Origin of the sequence: Lysinibacillus sp. NPDC086135, from assembly GCF_044746345.1 — a bacterium.
Lineage (GTDB): Bacteria > Bacillota > Bacilli > Bacillales_A > Planococcaceae > Lysinibacillus.
In genome coordinates, this window is the sequence record NZ_JBIVCA010000032.1 from 1 (window position 1) to 20,324 (window position 20,324).

Below are 20,324 nucleotides of genomic sequence, written 5' to 3' on the forward strand. Positions count from 1 at the left end.
GGATCAAACTCTCCATAAAAAGAAATTTGATTAGCTCAAATTGTTTTGCTGGCATCATGTTTGATGTCCAAAATTTTGTTTCGTTCACTAACTCAAGGTTAGCTAGTAAAAACTTTATTGATTACGTTTTGCTTGTTCAGTTTTCAAGGTTCATGTCATTATCTTGTAGCGACAACTTTTATATCATACAATATAAAATTTTGTATGTCAACAAGTTTTTAAAAAATATTTGGAGCGGGTGATGAGAATCGAACTCACGACATCAGCTTGGAAGGCTGAGGTTTTACCATTAAACTACACCCGCATGGTAAATTGTATTTATTTAAAATGGCGCGCCCGACAGGAGTCGAACCCATAACCTTCTGATCCGTAGTCAGACGCTCTATCCAATTGAGCTACGGGCGCATAATATATAAATTCATAAACTGACTTGGTGCGGCCGAGAGGACTTGAACCTCCACGGGGTTGCCCCCACTAGGCCCTCAACCTAGCGCGTCTGCCGTTCCGCCACGACCGCATTCAATTAGGAACTTTTTTTATTATACTACGACAATTCAAAAAGTCAACCTTTTTTCTTAAAATGATGAGCCATGAAGGACTCGAACCTTCGACCCTCTGATTAAAAGTCAGATGCTCTACCAACTGAGCTAATGGCTCAAATTAAGATATGAATGGCTGGGGTACTAGGATTCGAACCTAGGCATGACGGAATCAAAATCCGTTGCCTTACCGCTTGGCTATACCCCAATAAGTGGCGGTCCCGACCGGGATCGAACCGGCGATCTCCTGCGTGACAGGCAGGCATGTTAACCGCTACACCACGGGACCAATATTACTATACTTTTATGAATTAAAATAACAAAATGACCCCTACGGGATTCGAACCCGTGTTACCGCCGTGAAAGGGCGGTGTCTTAACCACTTGACCAAGGGGCCATGGCTCCGAAGGCAGGACTCGAACCTGCGACAACCTGATTAACAGTCAGGTGCTACTACCAACTGAGCTACTTCGGAATAATTCATATTTTATCGTCGTTATCTTGTCGACTTTTACTATTATAGAGACATCTATAATGAACGTCAACCCTTTTTTATTATTTTTTTCATTCCACTAGTTTTAAACGTCCTAAACACTTGCTACAACAGTATTTTCCCACATTCATTCTAATTTTTCTTACATATAATTGTTGGCATTTTACACATGTATATGTATAAAGGCGACGTTGTTTTTTCTGAGATATTTTAGAGATTTGCAATACTGAGCAAAAACGAGGAGCGTTCACTTTTATTAATAGCTCTCGAAAATCTTTGTCTCGATGCTGATACCCTTTGCCTTCCAAGTGTAAATGATAATGACATAATTCGTGTCGAACTATACCTTCTATTTCGCTAATACCATACAATTCATAAGCTTTTGGATTAACTTCAATATTATGCGATTGCAAAAGATAACGTCCACCTGTTGAACGTAGCCTTGAATTAAAATATGCTCGATGCATGAATGGCTTCTGGAAACTTTCTAATGATATTCGACTAACAAGACTTTGTAGTTCCTCATTGTTCATAGCTATATCACCTCTAACAATAAGATACCACACTGCGTAGTATAGACAGTGTGGTATTTATTTATCCCGCATTAACGGATAGTAATTTATCTGTACCGAAAGCGAAGCGTCTGCTACAATTACGCCAATGCAAAATTAATTACGCTTCAATAGTTTGATCTTTAGGTGGTAGCATCGTTAGTGAAATGCGCCCTTTTTTGACATCTATTTGTTCTACCCAAACCGTCACAATGTCACCGAGAGCAACAACCTCTAATGGATGTTTAATACGTCTTTTTTGTAACTTTGAAATATGCACAAGCCCATCCTGCTTCACGCCAATATCTACAAACGCTCCAAAATCAACTACGTTTCTCACTGTACCTTGCAATTCCATCCCAACTTGTAAATCTTCCATTTTTAATACATCTGTTTTCAGCAGAGGCTGAGGGAATGCATCGCGTGGATCGCGACTTGGTTTCATTAATGTATCCACGATATCCTGAATTGTGACAACTCCAATATCTAAAACTCCACTTAATTTTTCTACATCTAATTTTGCAATAGCCTCCTCTGCCTTCTGCATCCCAAGCTCTTTTTTATCAATTTGTGCTACCTTTAAAATCTGCTCGGCTACACTATAGCTTTCAGGGTGAATGCCCGTAGCGTCAAATGCATTTTTTGCTTCTGGAACACGTAAGAAACCAATTGCTTGTTCATATGTTTTAGCACCAAGTCGTGGAATTTTCTTTAGTTGAGCACGTGTAGTAAATTGTCCAGTTTCCTCTCGTACCTTCACAATATTCTCCGCAACCGTTTTAGATAATCCAGAAACGTATTGCAGTAGGGAAGCTGAAGCTGTATTAACATCAACACCGACTTGGTTTACAGCTGTCTCTACTATAAATGTTAAGGACTCCGTCAATTTCTTTTGAGAGACATCATGCTGATACTGACCTACTCCAACTGCTTTAGGCTCAATTTTAACTAACTCCGACAACGGGTCTTGCAAACGACGCGCAATAGAAACCGCACTACGCTGTTCTACCTGTAAATCAGGAAACTCTGCACGGGCAATTTCAGACGCTGAATAAACAGATGCCCCTGCTTCATTGACAATAACGTAGGCCGTATCAGTTTCAAGCTCATTCAATACATCTGCTATAAACTGTTCTGTTTCGCGTGAGGCAGTACCATTACCAATAGCAATTATAGTTATTGGGTATTTTGCTAAAATCTCTTTCACAACCGCTTTCGATTTTGCTACATCTGGCTTTGGCGGATGTGGATAAATGGCTGTAACCTCTAACATTTTCCCAGTTTCATCTACAACAGCTAACTTACAACCTGTACGGTACGCCGGATCAACACCCAATACATACTTCCCTTTCATTGGAGGCTGTAATAAAAGATTACGCAAATTTTCAGAGAAAATGTGGATAGCCTGAGTCTCTGCCTTTTCAGTAAGTTCATTTCGTAACTCTCGTTCTATAGAAGGCTGAATTAAACGCTTGTACGAATCCTCAATCGCTAACTTCACCTCGGCAATTGCGGGTGAAGAACCTGTTGCAGGAATCCATTCCTTCCACATAATCATCAATACTCGATCTATTGATACATGAATCGCTACTTTTATTATTTCTTCTTTCTCACCACGATTTACAGCTAAAATACGGTGTGGAACAATACGATTTACTGGCTCTTCATATTCGTAATACATTTCGAAAACGTTTTTGTCGTCTGCCTCTGCATTCTTGACACTTGTTACGAGTACTCCATCTTTCCAGGAATACGTACGAATTTTTTCACGGATTGCCGCTTCATCAGCAAAGCGCTCAGCTAAAATATCTCGAGCCCCAGCTAGCGCATCCTCTACATTAGCAACTTTCTCCTCATCTACGAAAGCCATTGCTAATTGTTCTAAAGCATCACTACGATACTCTAATAAAAGATCTGCAAGAGGTTCTAACCCTTTTTCTTTCGCTATCGTTGCCTTTGTTCGGCGTTTTTGTTTATAAGGTCGATATAAATCCTCTACACGCTGTAAAACAGTTGCTGCTTGAATAGCTTGTTCTAATTCAAGTGTTAGTTTATCTTGCTCCTGAATTAATCGTATAACCTCTTCTTTGCGTTGTTCAAGCTGCTGTATGTAGTGATAACGATCCTCTACAGCTTTAATCTGTACCTCATCAAGGGACCCAGTAGCTTCTTTTCGATAACGTGCAATAAATGGCACGGTATTTCCTTCTTCTAATAATTTAATAACAGCATCAGCTTGACCTGGCTTAATAGCTACATCCTTTGCAATGAGTTGTAATATTTGCTTTTGTTCCACATCATCACTACCTTTTTCTTTTCATTTTACCATTACACTTTACTAAAATTGCAAAAAAATAGTCTACTCTAAAAGAAGAGTAAACTATTCAATCAATTATACTTTAGCAAAATTGTGTCTGGAACAGCCACCTCGCCCCAAAAATTTCAGAGCGAAACACCATCACTTACTAAGATAAATTCCTGTAACTTTTTTATTGCCTTCCTTTGTATTCTTGATACATGCATTTGAGAAATCCCTAATCGTTCCCCAACTTCATTTTGAGTGAGTTGTTCTAAATATGTAAGCTGAATTATCTCTCTTTCTCTCTCATCTAAAATACTCATAGCGTCAGAAACAATCATTCTTTTATTAGTCAATTCAAAGCCATCATCTTCTTTACCCATCATATCTAATAACGTTACTGTGCTACCGTCAGAATCTGACTCTACTGAGTGATCCATAGAAAGAGCATGATAACTACGGCTCATCTCCATAGCCTCTAAAACCTCTTCTTCTTCCACTTCTAATTGATCCGCGATCTCCTTAATAGATGGAGAACGCTGCAACTCAATTATCAACGCTTCCACTGTTGCTTTAATGCGCGGCCCTAGTTCTTTTATTCGCCTTGGTACATGAACATCCCAAGTTTTATCACGTAAAAAGCGCTTAATTTCCCCAACAATCGTTGGTACAGCAAATGCTTCAAAGCTCCAACCAACATTAGGATTAAAACGTCTAATTGCACCTAGCAACCCCAGCATACCTACTTGAGCAATATCATCATAATGAGATTTACCATTCGAATATTTGCGTGCAATGGACTCAACTAAATATTGATAATGCATCACTAAATTTGTTAGTGCTTCATCATCCTCTGTTAATTGATACAACGCAATCCACCTTAATATATCTTCCTTGGACGAAGTTTTATGTGGTGATTCTTTCGACATTTTTTTCCACCTGCTCTCTAGCAACATACTTTGTCATGAAAACAGTTACGCCACCATCGTTATTTATCATCACCTCATCCATCAAAGTTTCCATTAAATAAAGCCCTAAACCACCTTCTCGTAGACCCGCAATCCCCTCTTCAGGATGATACGGACCAACTTTCGACTTGATTTCCTCAAAATTGAAACTACTGCCGTAATCTGCAATCATCATTTCTATTTTATTTTCATACAAAGCGCAACCAATGACGATTTCTCCTTCTTCTTCGTCCTTATATGCATGATGTACAACATTCGTTACCGCTTCACTTGCTGCAATTTTTAAATCCTCAATATCATCATAATTAAACCCAACACGACTAGCTAAGCCAGAAACCGTCAATCGAATCACACTGACAAATTGCGGTTTTGCAGGAACCCTTATCTCAATATAATCAAATTCCTTCATCTTCGTAATTCCACCTTTTTATCAGTTTCAATATCCATTAAATCGCTTAAACCAGTAATTTCAAACAACCTTTGTAATCTATTCGACAAACCTACAAGTTTAACTTTTCCATTTTCACGTAACGTTCTTTTATAAAAGGCAACAAAAATACCTAACCCTGTACTATCCATATAATTGACTTTTGATAAATTAAGTACTATTTCTAATCCTTCAGTAATTTTCACTGCCTCTAATTCCTCCCTAAGACGTGAAGCAGTATAAGTATCTATTTCGCCCTCAATAAATCCGTATAATTTATTATCTAGTTCTTTAAAGTGTATCGACATATCCATACAGCACACCTCCACCATATTTGTTAACTCTATTCCCGTAATTACAAAGGTTGAAACCCTATTTTTTTATAATCACAACTGTAAAATCATCAGATAGTTTAAAATCCTGTATTTCTTCAATTTGTTTATAAAGGAGATTACATAATTGTTGAGCTGATAAGTATTTATTTTCCAATAATAGCGATGTAATGACCTTTCGTGAATTCATTTCATCATGCGTTCTGAATTCCGTAACACCATCCGTCATCATTATTACGATATCATTTTCTTCTAAAACAATTTCTTTGTACGAATATTTCGTTTCTGGTAACACCCCAAGTAATAATCCTGTCGATTCCAAAGGAAAAAATTGATTATGTTTAGCGCAATAATGGAGAGCCGGTTCGTGACCTGCAGAAGCATAAGAAAAAATGCTCTTTCGCATATCCAAGCAACCGTAAAACATAGAAACGAACATACTGTCGTCTACACTCTTTTCAATTACTCGATTGATGACCTCTAATACATATGAAGGATCTTTATATGCATGTTCTAACGTTTCAAGACCGTATTTCACCATTGACATACATAATGCAGCGGGAACACCTTTACCTACCACATCTGTCACAGCTACACTCAAATAATCCTCTCGATTGTATAAAAAATGTACATAATCTCCATTCATCTTCCGTTTGGGAATAGATATCATTCCTATATCAATACTTGCAAGTTGTGGTACGTCTGTTTTAAGTAATGTTTTCTGAATGTTTGTAGCGATTTTCATTTCCATTTCATACTCTGCTTGTTTTTGTAATAAACTTTGGTGCTCCCTATGAGCCATTCCATAATGCACCATAACCTCGATAAGAAAATCATATGCAAGCTGTTCTTCACTCATTCTACGTGGAAATAGTTTCTCAACTGCGTTTTTATGAACACTGACAACATCCTCTGGAGGTATATTCTTTTGGATTACCTGGCGAGTGAAATTTTGAGCAATATACAAATTCTTTTCAGTTTGATCGGTCATATAATCCGCCAAAATCTTTTTATATTGAGATTCTAAATGTTCCAAAAATTTCACATCCTAACGCTGCCATTTTTCAGCTCTTATCGTTGTTCCTTCTCCCATAACCGATTGAATAACCATATTGTCCATCAATCGATTAACGCCTGGTAAACCTGCACCGAGCCCTCCCGAAGTGGAGTAGCCATCCTCCATCACTTTCCGAACATCGTCTATTCCTGGGCCCTGATCAGTTGCAATAACAATTATTTTCTTCTCAGTGTCTGTTTCAACTTTTTCAATTTCAATGACACCTATCCTTGCATATAAATATATATTTCGGGCTAGTTCACTTATAGCTGTGGTGATTCGTGCCTGATCAACAGTGTCAAATCCAAGCGCCTTCGCTTCGTCACGCCCCAGTTGTCTCGCTGCTACTATATCCCACTCAGTAATAATTTCAACCGAAGACTTAATTGTCACTGTTGCCCCCCCAATTCCTTTCGGAGTTATACTCTTACACTTTAATTTTTCAGATCAGCTTATCAATTTTTACCATGGCGTAATTGCACTGTTGCTACAAAAACATTTATCGTTGTTGTTGCGTCGCTACGTTAACACTACGCTTTCGCACAAACAAACACCCGTTGCTGAACGAAGATAAAGTTCTACTTATATTTTCTTAATTCTCTCGATATTTTTTCAAAAATCTATTCAAAATATAGATCTTGAGTATATCTTAAATCTATTAATACCATTTTTGAATAACGATTTCAATTTATGGTAATAAAGTATTTGAGAGTACAGTACCAATTTCGCCTTGGCGTAATTGTTGCTGTCGCTTCGCTTTCGCACAGAAAACATTTGTTGCTGTCGCTTCGCTTTCGCACAGAAAACATTACTGAATAAAAATAAATAAGCATCGAGATGAAAATCCATCTCGATGCCACTATACACATATGTATATCAAAATTTAACAAGCCCTAAACTAATCATCAATGCACCATCAACTTTTTCCATCAACGCATGGTCAAGTTGTGTAATACGATCTGTCAATCTTGACTTATCAATCGTCCGCACCTGCTCAAGCAGAATAACCGAATCACGTTCAAAACCATACTTTTCAGCATTAATTTCAACGTGTGTCGGTAATTTTGCTTTTTGAATCTGTGCAGTGATAGCTGCGATGATGACAGTCGGACTAAATCGATTGCCAATATCATTTTGAATAATCAGCACCGGCCTTGTGCCCCCTTGCTCGGACCCAACTACCGGCGATAAATCTGCAAAAAAAACGTCACCACGTTTTACATTCAAAGTGTCATCCCCCGCTAACGAGACGCTCCACCGTATGTTGTGCTTCATATTCTGCATGCAAGCATTCACTTGCAATACTCAGATTTATATGAGACATTTCAACATATCCTTTCATCATAGCTTCCCGTATTTGATTTGGTTGCTCCTGCATTAAAACTTTGCGCGACAAAATACGCGCAAAAGATTCACTCTCAATTACTTCCTTTGTTTGTAGAAACAGTCTATCCTGAACAGCAATTGTAGCTTCTCTTAACTTTTTCTCGTACACAGCAAGCACCTCCAACGGAACCATCCACTTTTCATTACTACCCATTCTACCATTGAAAGATATTGTTGAAAAGACACGAAATGACAAAATATCTGACAATTTAAAGTCCAAGTTGTAAAAATATGTAGGTTGTCGAAGGTATATGCCGATTAATTCACCTTGCAATTCATCACAAAATATGAATGACTCAGCTTCTTAGTAAATCTTTTATATTGTTATTTACCAAGTTGTTTAGTGTTTAAATATAATATTCATTTATCCTAATTTAAACCTTAAGTACTTTTTTAGATTGAATCTACAGATTAAATGTATACTCTAGGAACTCTCGCTGTAATAATGCATGGTACTTCATAATTAATGGTTTCAAGCTTTGCTGCCCATTCATTCATTGAAATAACATCATGTCCTTGACGACCAATGAGTGTTACTTTCTCACCTATAGCATATGCTTTAGGCAAGGCAACCATACATTGATCCATACAAATTCGTCCAACAATCGGCATTCTTTGTCCATCAATTAGTACTTCTTGTCCACCTAATTTACGAATTACTCCATCAGCATAGCCTACTGGTATTGTTCCTATCCACATATCCGAAGGAGCCTCAAAAGTAGCTCCATAGCCTACCGAATCACCTGCTTGTAACTGTTTCACATGAACAAGCTCACTCTCAAGCGAAAACGCTGGCTGTAACGGAAATGGTAAAATACCTTCTACATAAGAAGATGGTGATAATCCATACATCGATATTCCATATCTAACAGCATCAAATTGTAAATGCGCATCTTTTACTAAAGATGTAGCCGTGTTTGATGCATGCACAAGTCTAGGTTTTTCAGGCAATGTAGTTACACATTTCTCAAAAAATTGTACTTGTCTATCAAAGTATGAAGTATCCTCCTCATCCGCAGTCGCAAAATGTGTAAATATCCCATCAAGCTCCACATTCACTGTATTCTGTATTGTTTGATATAGATCCAATAAATCTTGCTCTGAACGAACGCCAATTCTGCCCATTCCGCTATCTACTTTAATATGTAGTCGTAAAGGTTTTGCTTCATTAGCTAAGAAAGGTGCTGCTTGCTGTACCCATTCACTTGCAAATGCCGTAAGAATAATGCGCTGCTGGGCAGCATATGGTGCAAATGAAACTGGAGAGGCACCTAATATTAGTATGTCTGGCTCTTCAAAATGTGCTCGAATATGTAATGCTTCGTCGGGCGTTGCCACTGCAAGCATTGTTGCACCTGCCTCAAGTGCTGCTTTTGCAACGGCTACATCTCCGTGACCGTATGCATTTGCCTTTACGACAGCTATAATTTGAACATTTGGTCGAAGTAGCTTTTTCAAATTTTTTACGTTTTGTTGAATTGCTTGTAAGTCTACTACTGCTTTAGTTGGTCTAAAATATTGCTGTGTCTCCATTAGAATACCCTCTTTATTTTTTATTAAAACAATATGTATTGAATAAATTTCCTTTTATACGCTATTTTTACATATATTATTCTATTTTAAACTAATTTCCTTTAACTTTTATCATATATGACTTAACAACTTCTAAACAGTGTTAATTTTCTTCAAAACTGTACTATTTTACTTAACCAGCTACAGCTTTCCATCTAGAAAGCTGTAGCTAGAAAAATTATTTCATACTACCTATTGTCATAGAAGTGGCTACTTGCACCATTTCTTCACGAGTCAATTTACTAGAGGCTACAAAGAATTCAACACCATCCTTTTCCCAGCTAATAGAGGTATCGGTAATTGCACCAATCGTAAAGCCTAAATCTACCGGATCACCAGGAGACGATACTGGCAACATAGCAGCCTCTTTCGTAACTGGCTGTTGCATGACCGTAAATGGCTTATCACCGTCGAATGTTAAGATGACACGATCCATTCCACCCTCTCGCATAACTTTCTCATCCACCATCTTCGTATTTTCTAAATTTACAACAGGGTAGTGTGTTTGGAACTCTTTATTTTCGGCTTCTGCACTTACTGCCTTTTTCTCTTCATTTCCATTCGGGTTATTGTTGCTCTCCTTACCGTCTTTGTTGTCTTTTTTATCTTTTTCTGGTGGTGTAGCTTGTTCACCTTTTGTTTCATCCGATTCTGTAAATTGCTCAACTGCATACTCTTTAGCCGCGTGTTGAACACCTAATTTAATATTTTTAAATGTGATACGGATTTGTTCTTCTTTTACATCATTCATTATTACTACGGAAGTTGGAAGCATTGTTTTCTTATCAACTGTTATAACTTGATGGGGCATACTATTTTTATAGCTATTTCTAGTAGCCGCTTCAAATATATATGCTTTGTCCTCTTCTTTCATGACTAAATTTTTATCTTGAGCTAAATCTTCTGCTAGTGCACCTATTAAATAAGCTTGACTATTTTTCTTTGGCCAATCACTTTGGAATTTATACATTTTGTTTAATGTAGGCGTAACAACAAAAACTCCATCTGCATTTCGCACTATCATTTGCGAAACATCTTTCCCACTTTCTACTACTTCTACGCGATAGAAATCAGGTTTCGTATGCCAAACTTTTACATCATATTTTTTTGGATCTCCACCAGATTTAATCTCCATCGTAGCATTCAACTCATAACCATTTGATTCTGCCCATTTCCCATTAACTTTCTTCAACACTTTTTCCTGTGAGTCTGTACCACATGCCGATAAAAGTAATATCGTACAAAATAAGACGAGCCATTTAACTATTCGGTTGCCCACGCTTTCACCCTTTCCTTCTTTCAAATCCACTACGACAATATATGAACCGTATTTGTCAGTTATGTCATTTGAACAAGGGCAATATATTTATCTTCACTCAGAAATTTATTTTTCTTTTTAATAGCCTATTACCATAACGTAGGGTTGATTCCCGCTCCGAATGAGAGCGTTCAGTCTTCACGCCAATTAACTTATCTAAATGGCAGACGTTTTAATAATGTCATCCACAACTTTTAGTGATGAGCTTTTTTAATATTTTATATGGCGCAAGCTTTGTTTATCATTATTTATTGTAATAATATTACTTGTGCCGCAGCGTATTGCTTAGAATGTGTTATACTTACAAACCCATTCGCAAGCTGTCCTTTGAAATATAAAACCGGGTTTCCAGCTTCCCCTCTTAAAACTTCCATATCATGAAGCTTACATTCTTCACCAATACCAGTTCCTAATGCCTTTGAAAATGCTTCTTTTGCAGCGAATCTTCCAGCTAAAAATTCAATCTTACGAGTTTCTGAATGTGCATCAAACAAAACGCTTTCCTTTTCAGTTAAAATGCGATCTTTAAATTTATTTGTTCTTTTCATTGCTTTTGCAATACGGTCAATTTCTACAATGTCGAGACCAATTCCTTTAATCATTTGAACTTCTCCTTTTCCTATTTCTAAAAAGCCATGTATAATAATTGTAAATTGAGGTGGAGTTATGTTTAGTAGAACAGAAAATTTTAAGCAATATACAAAGTATTATCCGATTGTTTCAACATTAATAGCGGTTAATTTATTTGTTTATGTACTAACTATTTTACCTGGAGTAGGCGAAAATGTATTGAAATACGGAGTTCCAGCGAACTTCCTTATACGCTCTGGTGAATGGTGGCGTGTTTTTACTGCAATGTTTTTACATGCTGGCTTTTTGCACGTTTTCTTTAATATGTTTTCACTGTATTTATTCGGACCAGAGCTTGAAAGAATTGCTGGCAAGGTTCGTTTTATTACAATTTATTTAATGTCTGGTATTGTCGGCAACATGGCAACCTATTTACTTTATGATAGTAGCTATGGAAGTCTTGGTGCAAGTGGAGCTGTTTTCGGAATATTCGGTGCTTTCGGAGCGCTTGTCTACTATACACGTCGTACAATGCCGATGCTGCGTAAACTTATTTTGCCCATCATTGTGATCAGTGTTATCATGACTTTCCTACAGTCAAATGTGAATGTCTATGCTCACTTAGGTGGCTTAGTAGCAGGATTCCTTCTTGGACTCGTTTACTTACATCCAAAAAGAATTATAAGCTGGCGTAAACAAAAGATGGCGGGTAAGTAATACGTACAAGAGGAGCTCTTCTCCGTGATAAGCTATCATCACGGATTGCTCCTCTTATTTTATACTAGAATGATAGGCAATTCGTCAATTTTATTTCAAAGTGCGACCGTATCCTCTTTCGCTGCTTTTATTTTTTTCCATTCAACTGTTGTTAAGCCATAGACAACTTGGTCTACATGATGATCATATAGCCACTCAGCATCTCTTAAACGTCCCTCTTCATGAAAACCTAACACTTTTGGAATCGTACGACTCCGAATATTCCCTACCGCTACTCGCACTTCAATGCGATTTAATGTTAAATAGTTAAAGGCATAATCAATAAATGCTTTCATAGAATTTGTCACTAAGCCCTTACCAACAAATTCGTTCCCTAACCAATATCCAATACTTGTCCATTTATGCTGCCAATTCACTTGATGATAGCCAATCACTCCCGCAAGCTTCCCCTCATAATATATCCCCGCTTGTAAGCCATTATTATCTGCATATTGTTGCATCGCACCTCTTACAAATCGCTCTGTATCCTCTACTGTTTTCACATCATCTACAAAAGGTAACCATTCACGCAACGTATCTCTGGAACGATCCGTCAACGCGAATAATTCATCTACGTCACTTAAATCCAACAATTTTAAATACGTGTTCTTATTAATATCATACTTAAACAAAATTACCACCCCTTTTGCTCTCTATTATAAACAGAATTTTTACATAATTATAGTTAAAAAGGGATAATTCTCCTATTATTTATGAGAATCATCCAAATTCTTACTTTTAATGTTCGTACCAAGATAATATTGTTTCAGCATCTTGCTGCTCTAAGTTTCGTACATTCCCTGCCATACCAGTCATGCCCGACATGACCGTTGCTTTTACAGACATAACACCCTTTCTTTTTTGGAAATAGCTTTGAGTAGTCTCAATAGATTGTATGCGTTTTTTCTCCATAAAGAATGTAGTACGACTGAACACACGATATTGCATAGTTAGTTGCTTTCCATCGATCATATAACCAGCTGATTTATGTTGCCAAACACCAATTAATATTGTTAATGGCATTAATAATAACGAAAGCAACCCATACGGATATAAGAAATAACTACACGCACCAATTATAGGTATGAGCCAAACAAAATCAATTCGGTAAAAAAATGGACGAGCTCGTTCTGGTGAATAAATAAATTCTGGACGCCAATTTATCTGTGGGAAAAGTTGCTCTAGCGTTCCCAAACAATCTTGCTTCTGAATAAGTGGGAACAGAGTAATTTTTTTATCATTTCCTTCTCCACCATTTCCTCCAGCACTCTCAACAACAACTGTTGCATAGCCAAATAATTGACGTACTGGATTCTCTACAATACGAATCGCCTGAATTCTATTTAACGGTAAAGTAATTCGTTTTTTCTCAATTAGTCCTTTTGTAATAATAAGCTTTTCATCTTCAATTCGAACTGTATATTCGTAATAATTGATCAGTGTAATCACAAATGACACAAACCATGCCAGAATTAGGCTGACTATTACTGTTAGTGCAACTAAAAATGCACCAATTTTCGCAAAATCAGCTAACTCGCTAAAGATTTCCTCATACGGAATTATATCCGAAAACTGAGAGATGATTGCTGCTACCCCGGATAGAACGACCCCAATTCCACCTGAAGTTATGGCCAATATAAGCAAATCACGTATCGACATATGATAAATAGTTGGAACTGACACTTCCTCTATTAGCGACTGTTCATCATTCATCTGTTCATTTACTTGATTCTTAGCACGACGCATTTCTAGCTCTATAATATCTGCCGCTGCCTTACGTATAGCCGTTAACTCTACCTCAGGTTTTCTGTCCTTACTCCCCGCAGTTTCAACCTGAACTTTTACTAAGCCAAATATTCTATGAAAAATACCCTCATTGTAATTTAAGCTCTGAATACGTTCAAATGGGATATAACGTTTCTTTTTAACGAACAAACCGTACTTTACACGCAGTTCTCCATCTTCAAACCAATATACAAAGGTACGCCACTTAACAATGCCACTAACAAGCGCAAGTATAGCCCCTACTCCCCATATACCGAATAAGAAAATCGTCCGCCAAAAATGATCACTATGAAAATTCAAAGAGAAGTGAAATCCATTAGTTGCAATAATAATAATTAACGGGAAAATCATACTCTTTAATGCTTTTGCACTTGTAATAATTGCCGATATCGGATGTAAACGATTAATTTCCTTAGACATCATCTTCCGCCACCCTTGCTAATTCCGAAATACGTGCACGAAGCCTATCAGCTTCGTCCATTACAAGTGCAGGAATTGTATGTACAGTTGCAGCTGTAGATATTGAAATATTACCTAAACCATATTTTTTTAATATCGGTCCTTGTGTTGTATCAACATGCTGTACGCGCACCATTGGAATAAGTGTTCGTTTAACAACAAATAAACCATGTTGCACTTCAATCTCATTGTCACGCACCTCATAGCGCCAGCGTTCCCATCTTATCTTTGGAAATAAATAAGTGGATAGGACAGCACTAAGAATGACTACAGCAACTGCAATGAAATAAATATATGATGGCCATTCATAATAATAAGTGCCGTAGCATGCAAACGCCGCTACAATCAAAAGTAATATCGTTTGCAATACACCATATAAACGCCACACTGTTAACCCTTTCCTAGAAATCATATGCATTGGTTCTGTTCTCAAAGTCGTTCCCTCTCTTTCTTTAATTACGTATACGTAATCAGTTATCATTTTGTTTCAAAATTATAGCAATTTTCACCTTAGCGTAATTACCGCTGTCGCGCAGATAAATTGCCACAAGTCGTTAGACTGAGTTCCTCTATTTCAGCGGGTGCTTGGACACCCGCTGAAATAAGTAAAAAAAAACCTTACAGTCATTTGACTGTAAGATTTAATCATTTTGATGAAGATAAAATTAATCTTCGTGACGACGTGGTGCACGTGAACGACCTTGTCCACCTTCACGGCGACCTCCATCACGGCGTCCGCCATCTCGACGTTCTCCGCCACGTCCTCCACGACGATCTCCGCCACGTCCTCCATCACGACGTCCGTTAGAGCTACGGTTGCCGCCGCGTCCACGATCTCCGCCGCGATTGCTAGAACGCTCACGACGCATTGGTAATGGACGTTCTTCAGTAATTGTTACTGGCGAATCATCTGGCTCTTTTGTTAATGAACGAAGTGCAGCAGCTACGACATCGATTGCATCATGGTTTTCAAGTAATTCTGTCGCAAGTGTACGATAATCACCTAAGTCGTTGTTCGCAATTAGACCTTCTAATGTCTCCACAGATAGGCGTTGTTGACCAACTAGAGCTTCGTCAGTTGTTGGTGGACGAAGTGGTGTCATACGTTTTTTCGTTGTTTCTTCTACAATACGTAAGTAACCCATTTCGCGTGGCGTTACAAACGTTACCGCAAGACCTGATTTACCTGCACGGCCTGTACGACCAATACGGTGAACATAAGACTCAGGATCTTGAGGAATATCGAAGTTATAAACATGTGTTACACCAGAAATATCAAGCCCACGAGCAGCTACATCTGTTGCCACAAGAATATCAATTTTATTTTCTTTAAATTGACGTAATACTGAAATACGTTTTGCTTGGCTTAAATCACCATGAATCCCTTCAGCAAGATAACCACGAATTGATAATGCTTGTGCAAGCTCATCCACGCGACGTTTTGTACGTCCAAAGATGATAGCAAGTTCTGGTTGGTGAACGTTTAATAAACGAGATAAAATGTCGAATTTTTCACGCTCAGCAGACTTCACAAAATATTGATCGATGTTATCAACTGTTAGTTCTTTCGCTTTAATTTTTACGATTTCTGGATCACGCATAAATGTCTCAGCAATTTTACGGATTGCTGGTGGCATTGTTGCTGAGAACAATAATGTTTGACGTTCAGAAGGCACATTTTCTAAGATTGAATTAATATCATCGATAAAGCCCATGTTTAACATTTCATCAGCTTCATCAAGTACCAATGTTTGAACATCTTCTAATTTTAAAGTACGACGATTAATATGGTCAATTATACGACCAGGTGTACCTACAATAATTTGAGGTTTATTTTTTAGTGCACGGATTTGACGGCCGATTTCTTGACCACCGTAAACTGATAACAATTTTACACGTTTATCATAACCAATTTTATATAGCTCTTCTGAAACTTGAATCGCTAATTCACGAGTTGGAGCAATTACTAATGCTTGGATATTAGGGTTTTTTGGGTCAATTTTTTCGATAAGTGGAATCCCGAAAGCGGCAGTTTTACCTGTACCTGTTTGCGCTTGACCTAATACATCACGGCCTTCAATTGCAAAACGAATAGTACCTTCTTGGATTGGTGTTGCTTCTTCAAATCCCATACGCTTTACTGAGCGTAATGTAGATTCGCTAATATTTAATTCTGAAAAATTTGTCAAACTTCTCAATCTCCTTTTTTTGCTTTTAAGTTGACAAATGGTTACATTTTCAGATGAAGTTGTCGGCAAATTCGAGCCTGTGTTTTGGAACGTTTCCGTTACTTAAAATTTTTCTCTATATGATGGTCACATAGAGCTCTCTTATATGAAAAGGAAAGCCCGGTCTTTACCGAGCGGTTTGATTCTGTCGTAATTATTCACTTTAGAATAAAACCGTTGTGTTCAAAAAAAAGTACTCTTCAATCAATTATGAAGAGTCTTCGCACAAAATGTATCCATTGCTTACACTAGTCTAACATGGGATTAAAACGTATGCAACGATAACGCATGAGTCGTAATAATCTGACTACTTTACGCACTCTTTAAAAACGACAAAACGCAAGAAAACCATTCAGAGCAATCTTCACCATAACATATATGATGCTTCCCATTATCAGAAATATACAAAGTTTTATCGTTTGAGGTTACTTGATCATATAAAAATTGAGCCGTGTGATATGGTACTATTCCGTCTAATTTCCCTTGTACAATATACACTGGAATTTTAATATCTTTATAATACGGCTCCACCATTCGAACAAGCTTCATGAATTCTATCGTTGACGATAGTGGCACATGATTAAACTTATGCCGGTATCGTAAATACAATTCATTACTAGACAGATTACGATGATACACCTCAGTGGCAAGCATTTTAAAATCTTTGACTAGTTGCTTCGGACTGACATACTTGGCAGCTGCGCTTAGTAATACAAGCTTTTTCACTTTATAACGTTTAGCTAAATAGAGCGCTATAATGCCACCCATCGAAAACCCAACTACTATTACTTCATCTACTTTTTTAGCAAGAGCACGAAAAGCGAGCTCGGCATCCATTAGCCAATGCTTGGCGGTGAAACCACGCATTTGTAATTCCTCTCCATGCCCTGACAAAGTAGGTTCTTCAATCAGCCAATTTGTATGCGTACGTAAATAGGTAGTAAAAGGTTCTACTTCATAAGGTCCGCCTGAAAATCCATGTATACATAAAACACCTACTGACATTATTTTCACCTCTAAATGTGTAACTCATTTAAATCAAAAATTTAAAGGAATCGGTGAGATAGTATCCCACCGATTCCTTATTTCATTTTATGACGTGAATGCACGTAAGATTGTTTCTAATTTCATACCCCGAGAGCCTTTTAGTAAAACGATAGACTCCTCGTTAGCTTGCTGTAGTTTTTCGATAATTGGTGTATAATCATCCTCAACATATAGCAAATGTTCCTCATCAAAACGCTCTTTTAAGACTTCATTCAAATAAGCCATTCGTGGACCAAATAAACATACATAAGCGATTTCTTCTGCATGAATATCCTTCGATAAATCTTCATGGAAATGCTTTTCATTTGGGCCAAGTTCAAGCATATCACCTAACACAAGCCATTTTTCTGGGCTAATCGTTGTCGATGCTACAAATTGAATAGCCGCCTTCATAGAGGTTGGTGCAGCATTGTATGCATCATTAATAAACAATGCCCCATTTGATCCATTCACTTGTTGCATGCGCATATCCGTTAGAGCTACTTGTTTTAAGGATGCACGAATTTGGTCATCGTTTAAACCTAACTTTTGAGAAATTAACATAGCGACTAATGTATTTTTCACCTGGTGCTTCCCGAGAACGGAAATAAAGAAATCTCCTTCTATTACACCATGTGTAGAGAAGCCACTACCATCAGAAGTTGCTTCAATATTGTCTGCATACAGTAGATTGCAGTGCTCTAAGCCAAATGCCACTGCATTTAACTGCTGCTCTTTCGCAACTAGTTCTTGAAGTAGCGGTTCATCTCCATCATAAAATAGCACTCCATCCGGTTGCATTCCTTGAATTATTTCAAATTTGGCTTTAGCGATTCCGGCACGTGAGCCTAAATCTTGCATATGAGCCTCGCCAATGTTTGTAATAACCGTCATATGTGGACGAGCAAGCTTCGTTAAAAATTCTATTTCACCAAAACCACTCATACCCATTTCAAGCACAGCAACATCAGTATCTTCATCTAGCTGTAAAACTGTAATAGGTAAACCTAGTTCATTATTAAAATTCCCAATGGTCTTTTGTACTTTAAAAAATGGTGTTAGCGTTCCCGCTAAAATATCTTTCGTGGATGTTTTACCGTTTGAACCAGTAATGCCAATAAACTTCGCTTTATGCTCACTACGATAGGCACGAGCCATTTGCTGAAGCGCTATTTCTGGATCATCTACAAAGAGTAATGGTACACCTTGTGGTGGATTTGGTTCATCTTTCTGCCAAAGAGAAGCACCCGCTCCTTTTTCAAAAGCCTGCAGAACAAATTTATGCCCATTGGCCGTCTCACCACGAAATGGTACAAACAGATCCCCTTGTTGAATTGTACGTGTATCAATGGAAATTCCTGATACTACCGTATCACCAAAAGCTGGCACATCTTCATTTAACCATGTAGCTAACTGCTTTAATGTTTTTTTCACAATAATCCCACTCAGTCTTTTTTATAGTGAAGCTGTTGTTTTTCTTCAAAACGCTCAATTGCTAATGTAATCAGACGATTAATCAGCTCTGGGTAGCTTACATTTGTATGCTGCCATAGAAGAGGATACATGCTAACAGGTGTAAAACCTGGCATTGTATTCACTTCGTTAATATAAATGCTGTTATCGGCCGTCACAAAAAAGTCCGCACGAACTAAACCGCTTCCATCAATAGCTTTGAACGCACGCTTTGCTAGCTCCTGTAAGCTTGATACAGCATCTTTAGGAACCTCTGCTGGAATAATAAGGGCTGTTGAGCCATCTTTATATTTAGAGTCATAATCATAAAATTCAGTAACTGGTTTAATTTCACCCGGTACAGAAACTTCCGGGAAGTCATTTCCTAGCACAGCTAGTTCAATTTCACGAGCGACAATACCTTGCTCAATTACAATTTTACGATCATACTGTAAAGCGATTTCGATTGCCTTCACTAATTCATCGCGGTTTGTTGCCTTGTTAATTCCGACACTTGATCCCAAGTTTGCAGGTTTCACAAACATCGGCCAATCCAACTTTTCTTCACAACGATCAAGGATAGCCTCCTGTTCATTAGCCCATTCGCTACGAATGAAGTACGTATACGGCACTTGTGGTAAGCCGGCAATTTCAAATAATTGCTTCATGATTACTTTATCCATGCCAGTTGCAGATGCTAATACACCATTTCCTACATACGGCAAATTTAAAACCTCAAGTAAACCTTGAACAGTTCCATCTTCACCATTAGTACCATGAAGTAATGGGAAAATTACATCGAATTGTACAGTTTTACCATATTTATCCATTAAAAAATTTGTAATATTATTTTCTAAAATAGTGGCATCATCACCAAATTGTAATTCTTCAATTGTACTTGCAGGTTTATTTAGACGCTCGCCGCGTCGCCACTCCCCTTCAAGTGTAATGAAAATCGGATATACTTCATACTCCTCGAAATTCAAAGCTCCAGTGACTGCACGTGCTGTCGATAATGACACCTCATGCTCCGCTGACTTTCCACCGTATAATAAACCGATTCTTTTTTTCATTTTTGTGCCCTCCGCATACTTCTTGAGTACTAT

At 37.7% G+C, this 20,324-nt stretch carries 20 protein-coding genes and 8 tRNA genes; 1 reads left to right on the forward strand and 27 read right to left on the reverse strand.

Features of this window, described 5'->3' with window-relative positions:
- Positions 1-230 precede the first annotated feature (230 nt).
- From ACIPKN_RS25510 to acpS, 20 genes are all read right to left on the reverse strand, one after another.
- A tRNA-Gly gene (locus tag ACIPKN_RS25510) sits at positions 231-304 on the reverse strand.
- A 24-nt stretch (positions 305-328) separates the two neighbouring features.
- Positions 329-405: transfer RNA gene (locus tag ACIPKN_RS25515), tRNA-Arg, on the reverse strand.
- A gap of 26 nt (positions 406-431) precedes the next feature.
- Positions 432-517 (reverse strand) — tRNA-Leu (locus tag ACIPKN_RS25520).
- Between the two features lie 67 nt (positions 518-584).
- Positions 585-657 (reverse strand) — tRNA-Lys (locus ACIPKN_RS25525).
- A 15-nt stretch (positions 658-672) separates the two neighbouring features.
- A tRNA-Gln gene (locus ACIPKN_RS25530) sits at positions 673-747 on the reverse strand.
- A gap of 5 nt (positions 748-752) precedes the next feature.
- Positions 753-828 (reverse strand) — tRNA-Asp (locus tag ACIPKN_RS25535).
- Positions 829-864: 36 nt separating this feature from the next.
- Positions 865-936: transfer RNA gene (locus ACIPKN_RS25540), tRNA-Glu, on the reverse strand.
- Position 937: 1 nt separating this feature from the next.
- Positions 938-1,014: transfer RNA gene (locus tag ACIPKN_RS25545), tRNA-Asn, on the reverse strand.
- A gap of 89 nt (positions 1,015-1,103) precedes the next feature.
- Positions 1,104-1,565, reverse strand: coding sequence for a SprT family protein (locus tag ACIPKN_RS25550; protein ID WP_400941593.1), 462 nt, complete (start codon positions 1,563-1,565; stop codon positions 1,104-1,106).
- A 139-nt stretch (positions 1,566-1,704) separates the two neighbouring features.
- Entirely contained in the window at positions 1,705-3,879 is a 2,175-nt protein-coding gene (locus tag ACIPKN_RS25555) for a Tex family protein (RefSeq protein WP_400941596.1), read from the reverse strand.
- A gap of 146 nt (positions 3,880-4,025) precedes the next feature.
- Positions 4,026-4,811: an RNA polymerase sigma factor SigB gene (gene sigB, locus ACIPKN_RS25560; RefSeq protein ID WP_400941599.1), complete on the reverse strand. Its 786-nt coding sequence runs from the start codon at positions 4,809-4,811 to the stop codon at positions 4,026-4,028.
- A complete protein-coding gene (rsbW, locus tag ACIPKN_RS25565) occupies positions 4,789-5,259 on the reverse strand; it encodes an anti-sigma B factor RsbW (RefSeq protein WP_400941602.1) in 471 nt (156 codons plus the stop codon). The genes sigB and rsbW overlap by 23 nt, the downstream gene beginning before the upstream one ends.
- Complete coding sequence (locus ACIPKN_RS25570) at positions 5,256-5,591, reverse strand: STAS domain-containing protein (protein ID WP_142508493.1); 336 nt, start codon at positions 5,589-5,591, stop codon at positions 5,256-5,258. Before ACIPKN_RS25570 ends, rsbW begins: the two co-directional genes overlap by 4 nt.
- 58 nt (positions 5,592-5,649) lie before the next feature.
- Positions 5,650-6,645, reverse strand: a complete 996-nt coding sequence (locus ACIPKN_RS25575; protein ID WP_400941606.1) for a PP2C family protein-serine/threonine phosphatase — start codon at positions 6,643-6,645, stop codon at positions 5,650-5,652.
- Between the two features lie 12 nt (positions 6,646-6,657).
- A complete protein-coding gene (locus ACIPKN_RS25580) occupies positions 6,658-7,059 on the reverse strand; it encodes an anti-sigma regulatory factor (protein ID WP_400941608.1) in 402 nt (133 codons plus the stop codon).
- Between the two features lie 483 nt (positions 7,060-7,542).
- Positions 7,543-7,893 (reverse strand): type II toxin-antitoxin system PemK/MazF family toxin, encoded by a 351-nt coding sequence (locus ACIPKN_RS25585; protein WP_049663446.1) that lies wholly within the window; start codon positions 7,891-7,893, stop codon positions 7,543-7,545.
- 4 nt (positions 7,894-7,897) lie between these two features.
- Complete coding sequence (locus ACIPKN_RS25590) at positions 7,898-8,161, reverse strand: hypothetical protein (RefSeq protein ID WP_049663444.1); 264 nt, start codon at positions 8,159-8,161, stop codon at positions 7,898-7,900.
- Positions 8,162-8,463: 302 nt separating this feature from the next.
- On the reverse strand, positions 8,464-9,585 hold the full coding sequence (alr, locus tag ACIPKN_RS25595) for an alanine racemase (RefSeq protein WP_400941611.1): 1,122 nt from the start codon (positions 9,583-9,585) through the stop codon (positions 8,464-8,466).
- Positions 9,586-9,802: 217 nt separating this feature from the next.
- The gene (locus tag ACIPKN_RS25600) at positions 9,803-10,903 is read right to left on the reverse strand and encodes a LolA family protein (RefSeq protein ID WP_400941614.1); all 1,101 of its coding nucleotides are present in this window, start codon (positions 10,901-10,903) and stop codon (positions 9,803-9,805) included.
- Positions 10,904-11,190: 287 nt separating this feature from the next.
- A complete protein-coding gene (acpS, locus tag ACIPKN_RS25605; RefSeq protein ID WP_400941617.1) occupies positions 11,191-11,544 on the reverse strand; it encodes a holo-ACP synthase in 354 nt (117 codons plus the stop codon).
- 64 nt (positions 11,545-11,608) lie between these two features.
- Between acpS and ACIPKN_RS25610 the strand changes: the two genes are divergently transcribed.
- Positions 11,609-12,229, forward strand: coding sequence for a rhomboid family intramembrane serine protease (locus tag ACIPKN_RS25610; RefSeq protein WP_142508499.1), 621 nt, complete (start codon positions 11,609-11,611; stop codon positions 12,227-12,229).
- A 95-nt stretch (positions 12,230-12,324) separates the two neighbouring features.
- On the opposite strand, the gene ACIPKN_RS25615 is transcribed toward ACIPKN_RS25610, so the two are convergent.
- The 7 genes from ACIPKN_RS25615 to ACIPKN_RS25645 form a co-directional block, all read right to left on the reverse strand.
- Positions 12,325-12,900 carry a GNAT family N-acetyltransferase gene (locus ACIPKN_RS25615; RefSeq protein WP_400941620.1) on the reverse strand — a complete coding sequence of 192 codons (576 nt, stop codon included), beginning with the start codon at positions 12,898-12,900 and terminating at the stop codon, positions 12,325-12,327.
- A 106-nt stretch (positions 12,901-13,006) separates the two neighbouring features.
- Positions 13,007-14,473, reverse strand: coding sequence for a PH domain-containing protein (locus ACIPKN_RS25620; protein ID WP_400941653.1), 1,467 nt, complete (start codon positions 14,471-14,473; stop codon positions 13,007-13,009).
- Complete coding sequence (locus ACIPKN_RS25625; protein WP_132361622.1) at positions 14,466-14,945, reverse strand: PH domain-containing protein; 480 nt, start codon at positions 14,943-14,945, stop codon at positions 14,466-14,468. The genes ACIPKN_RS25620 and ACIPKN_RS25625 overlap by 8 nt, the downstream gene beginning before the upstream one ends.
- Before the next feature lie 232 nt (positions 14,946-15,177).
- Entirely contained in the window at positions 15,178-16,701 is a 1,524-nt protein-coding gene (cshA, locus tag ACIPKN_RS25630) for a degradosome RNA helicase CshA (protein WP_142508502.1), read from the reverse strand.
- A gap of 351 nt (positions 16,702-17,052) precedes the next feature.
- A complete protein-coding gene (locus tag ACIPKN_RS25635) occupies positions 17,053-17,745 on the reverse strand; it encodes an alpha/beta hydrolase (RefSeq protein WP_400941623.1) in 693 nt (230 codons plus the stop codon).
- An 87-nt stretch (positions 17,746-17,832) separates the two neighbouring features.
- A complete protein-coding gene (locus ACIPKN_RS25640) occupies positions 17,833-19,200 on the reverse strand; it encodes a UDP-N-acetylmuramoyl-tripeptide--D-alanyl-D-alanine ligase (RefSeq protein WP_400941625.1) in 1,368 nt (455 codons plus the stop codon).
- Between the two features lie 11 nt (positions 19,201-19,211).
- The gene (locus ACIPKN_RS25645; protein ID WP_400941627.1) at positions 19,212-20,291 is read right to left on the reverse strand and encodes a D-alanine--D-alanine ligase; all 1,080 of its coding nucleotides are present in this window, start codon (positions 20,289-20,291) and stop codon (positions 19,212-19,214) included.
- Positions 20,292-20,324 lie beyond the last annotated feature (33 nt).

Bases quoted from the DNA above. Each gene is read 5' to 3' on its own strand.
- ACIPKN_RS25550 (WP_400941593.1), bottom strand. From the start codon at position 1,565: ATGAACAATGAGGAACTACAAAGTCTTGTTAGTCGAATATCATTAGAA.
- sigB (WP_400941599.1), bottom strand. From the start codon at position 4,811: ATGTCGAAAGAATCACCACATAAAACTTCGTCCAAGGAAGATATATTA.
- rsbW (WP_400941602.1), bottom strand. From the start codon at position 5,259: ATGAAGGAATTTGATTATATTGAGATAAGGGTTCCTGCAAAACCGCAA.
- ACIPKN_RS25570 (WP_142508493.1), bottom strand. From the start codon at position 5,591: ATGGATATGTCGATACACTTTAAAGAACTAGATAATAAATTATACGGA.
- alr (WP_400941611.1), bottom strand. From the start codon at position 9,585: ATGGAGACACAGCAATATTTTAGACCAACTAAAGCAGTAGTAGACTTA.
- acpS (WP_400941617.1), bottom strand. From the start codon at position 11,544: ATGATTAAAGGAATTGGTCTCGACATTGTAGAAATTGACCGTATTGCA.
- ACIPKN_RS25610 (WP_142508499.1), top strand. From the start codon at position 11,609: ATGTTTAGTAGAACAGAAAATTTTAAGCAATATACAAAGTATTATCCG.
- ACIPKN_RS25620 (WP_400941653.1), bottom strand. From the start codon at position 14,473: ATGTCTAAGGAAATTAATCGTTTACATCCGATATCGGCAATTATTACA.
- ACIPKN_RS25635 (WP_400941623.1), bottom strand. From the start codon at position 17,745: ATGTCAGTAGGTGTTTTATGTATACATGGATTTTCAGGCGGACCTTAT.
- ACIPKN_RS25645 (WP_400941627.1), bottom strand. From the start codon at position 20,291: ATGAAAAAAAGAATCGGTTTATTATACGGTGGAAAGTCAGCGGAGCAT.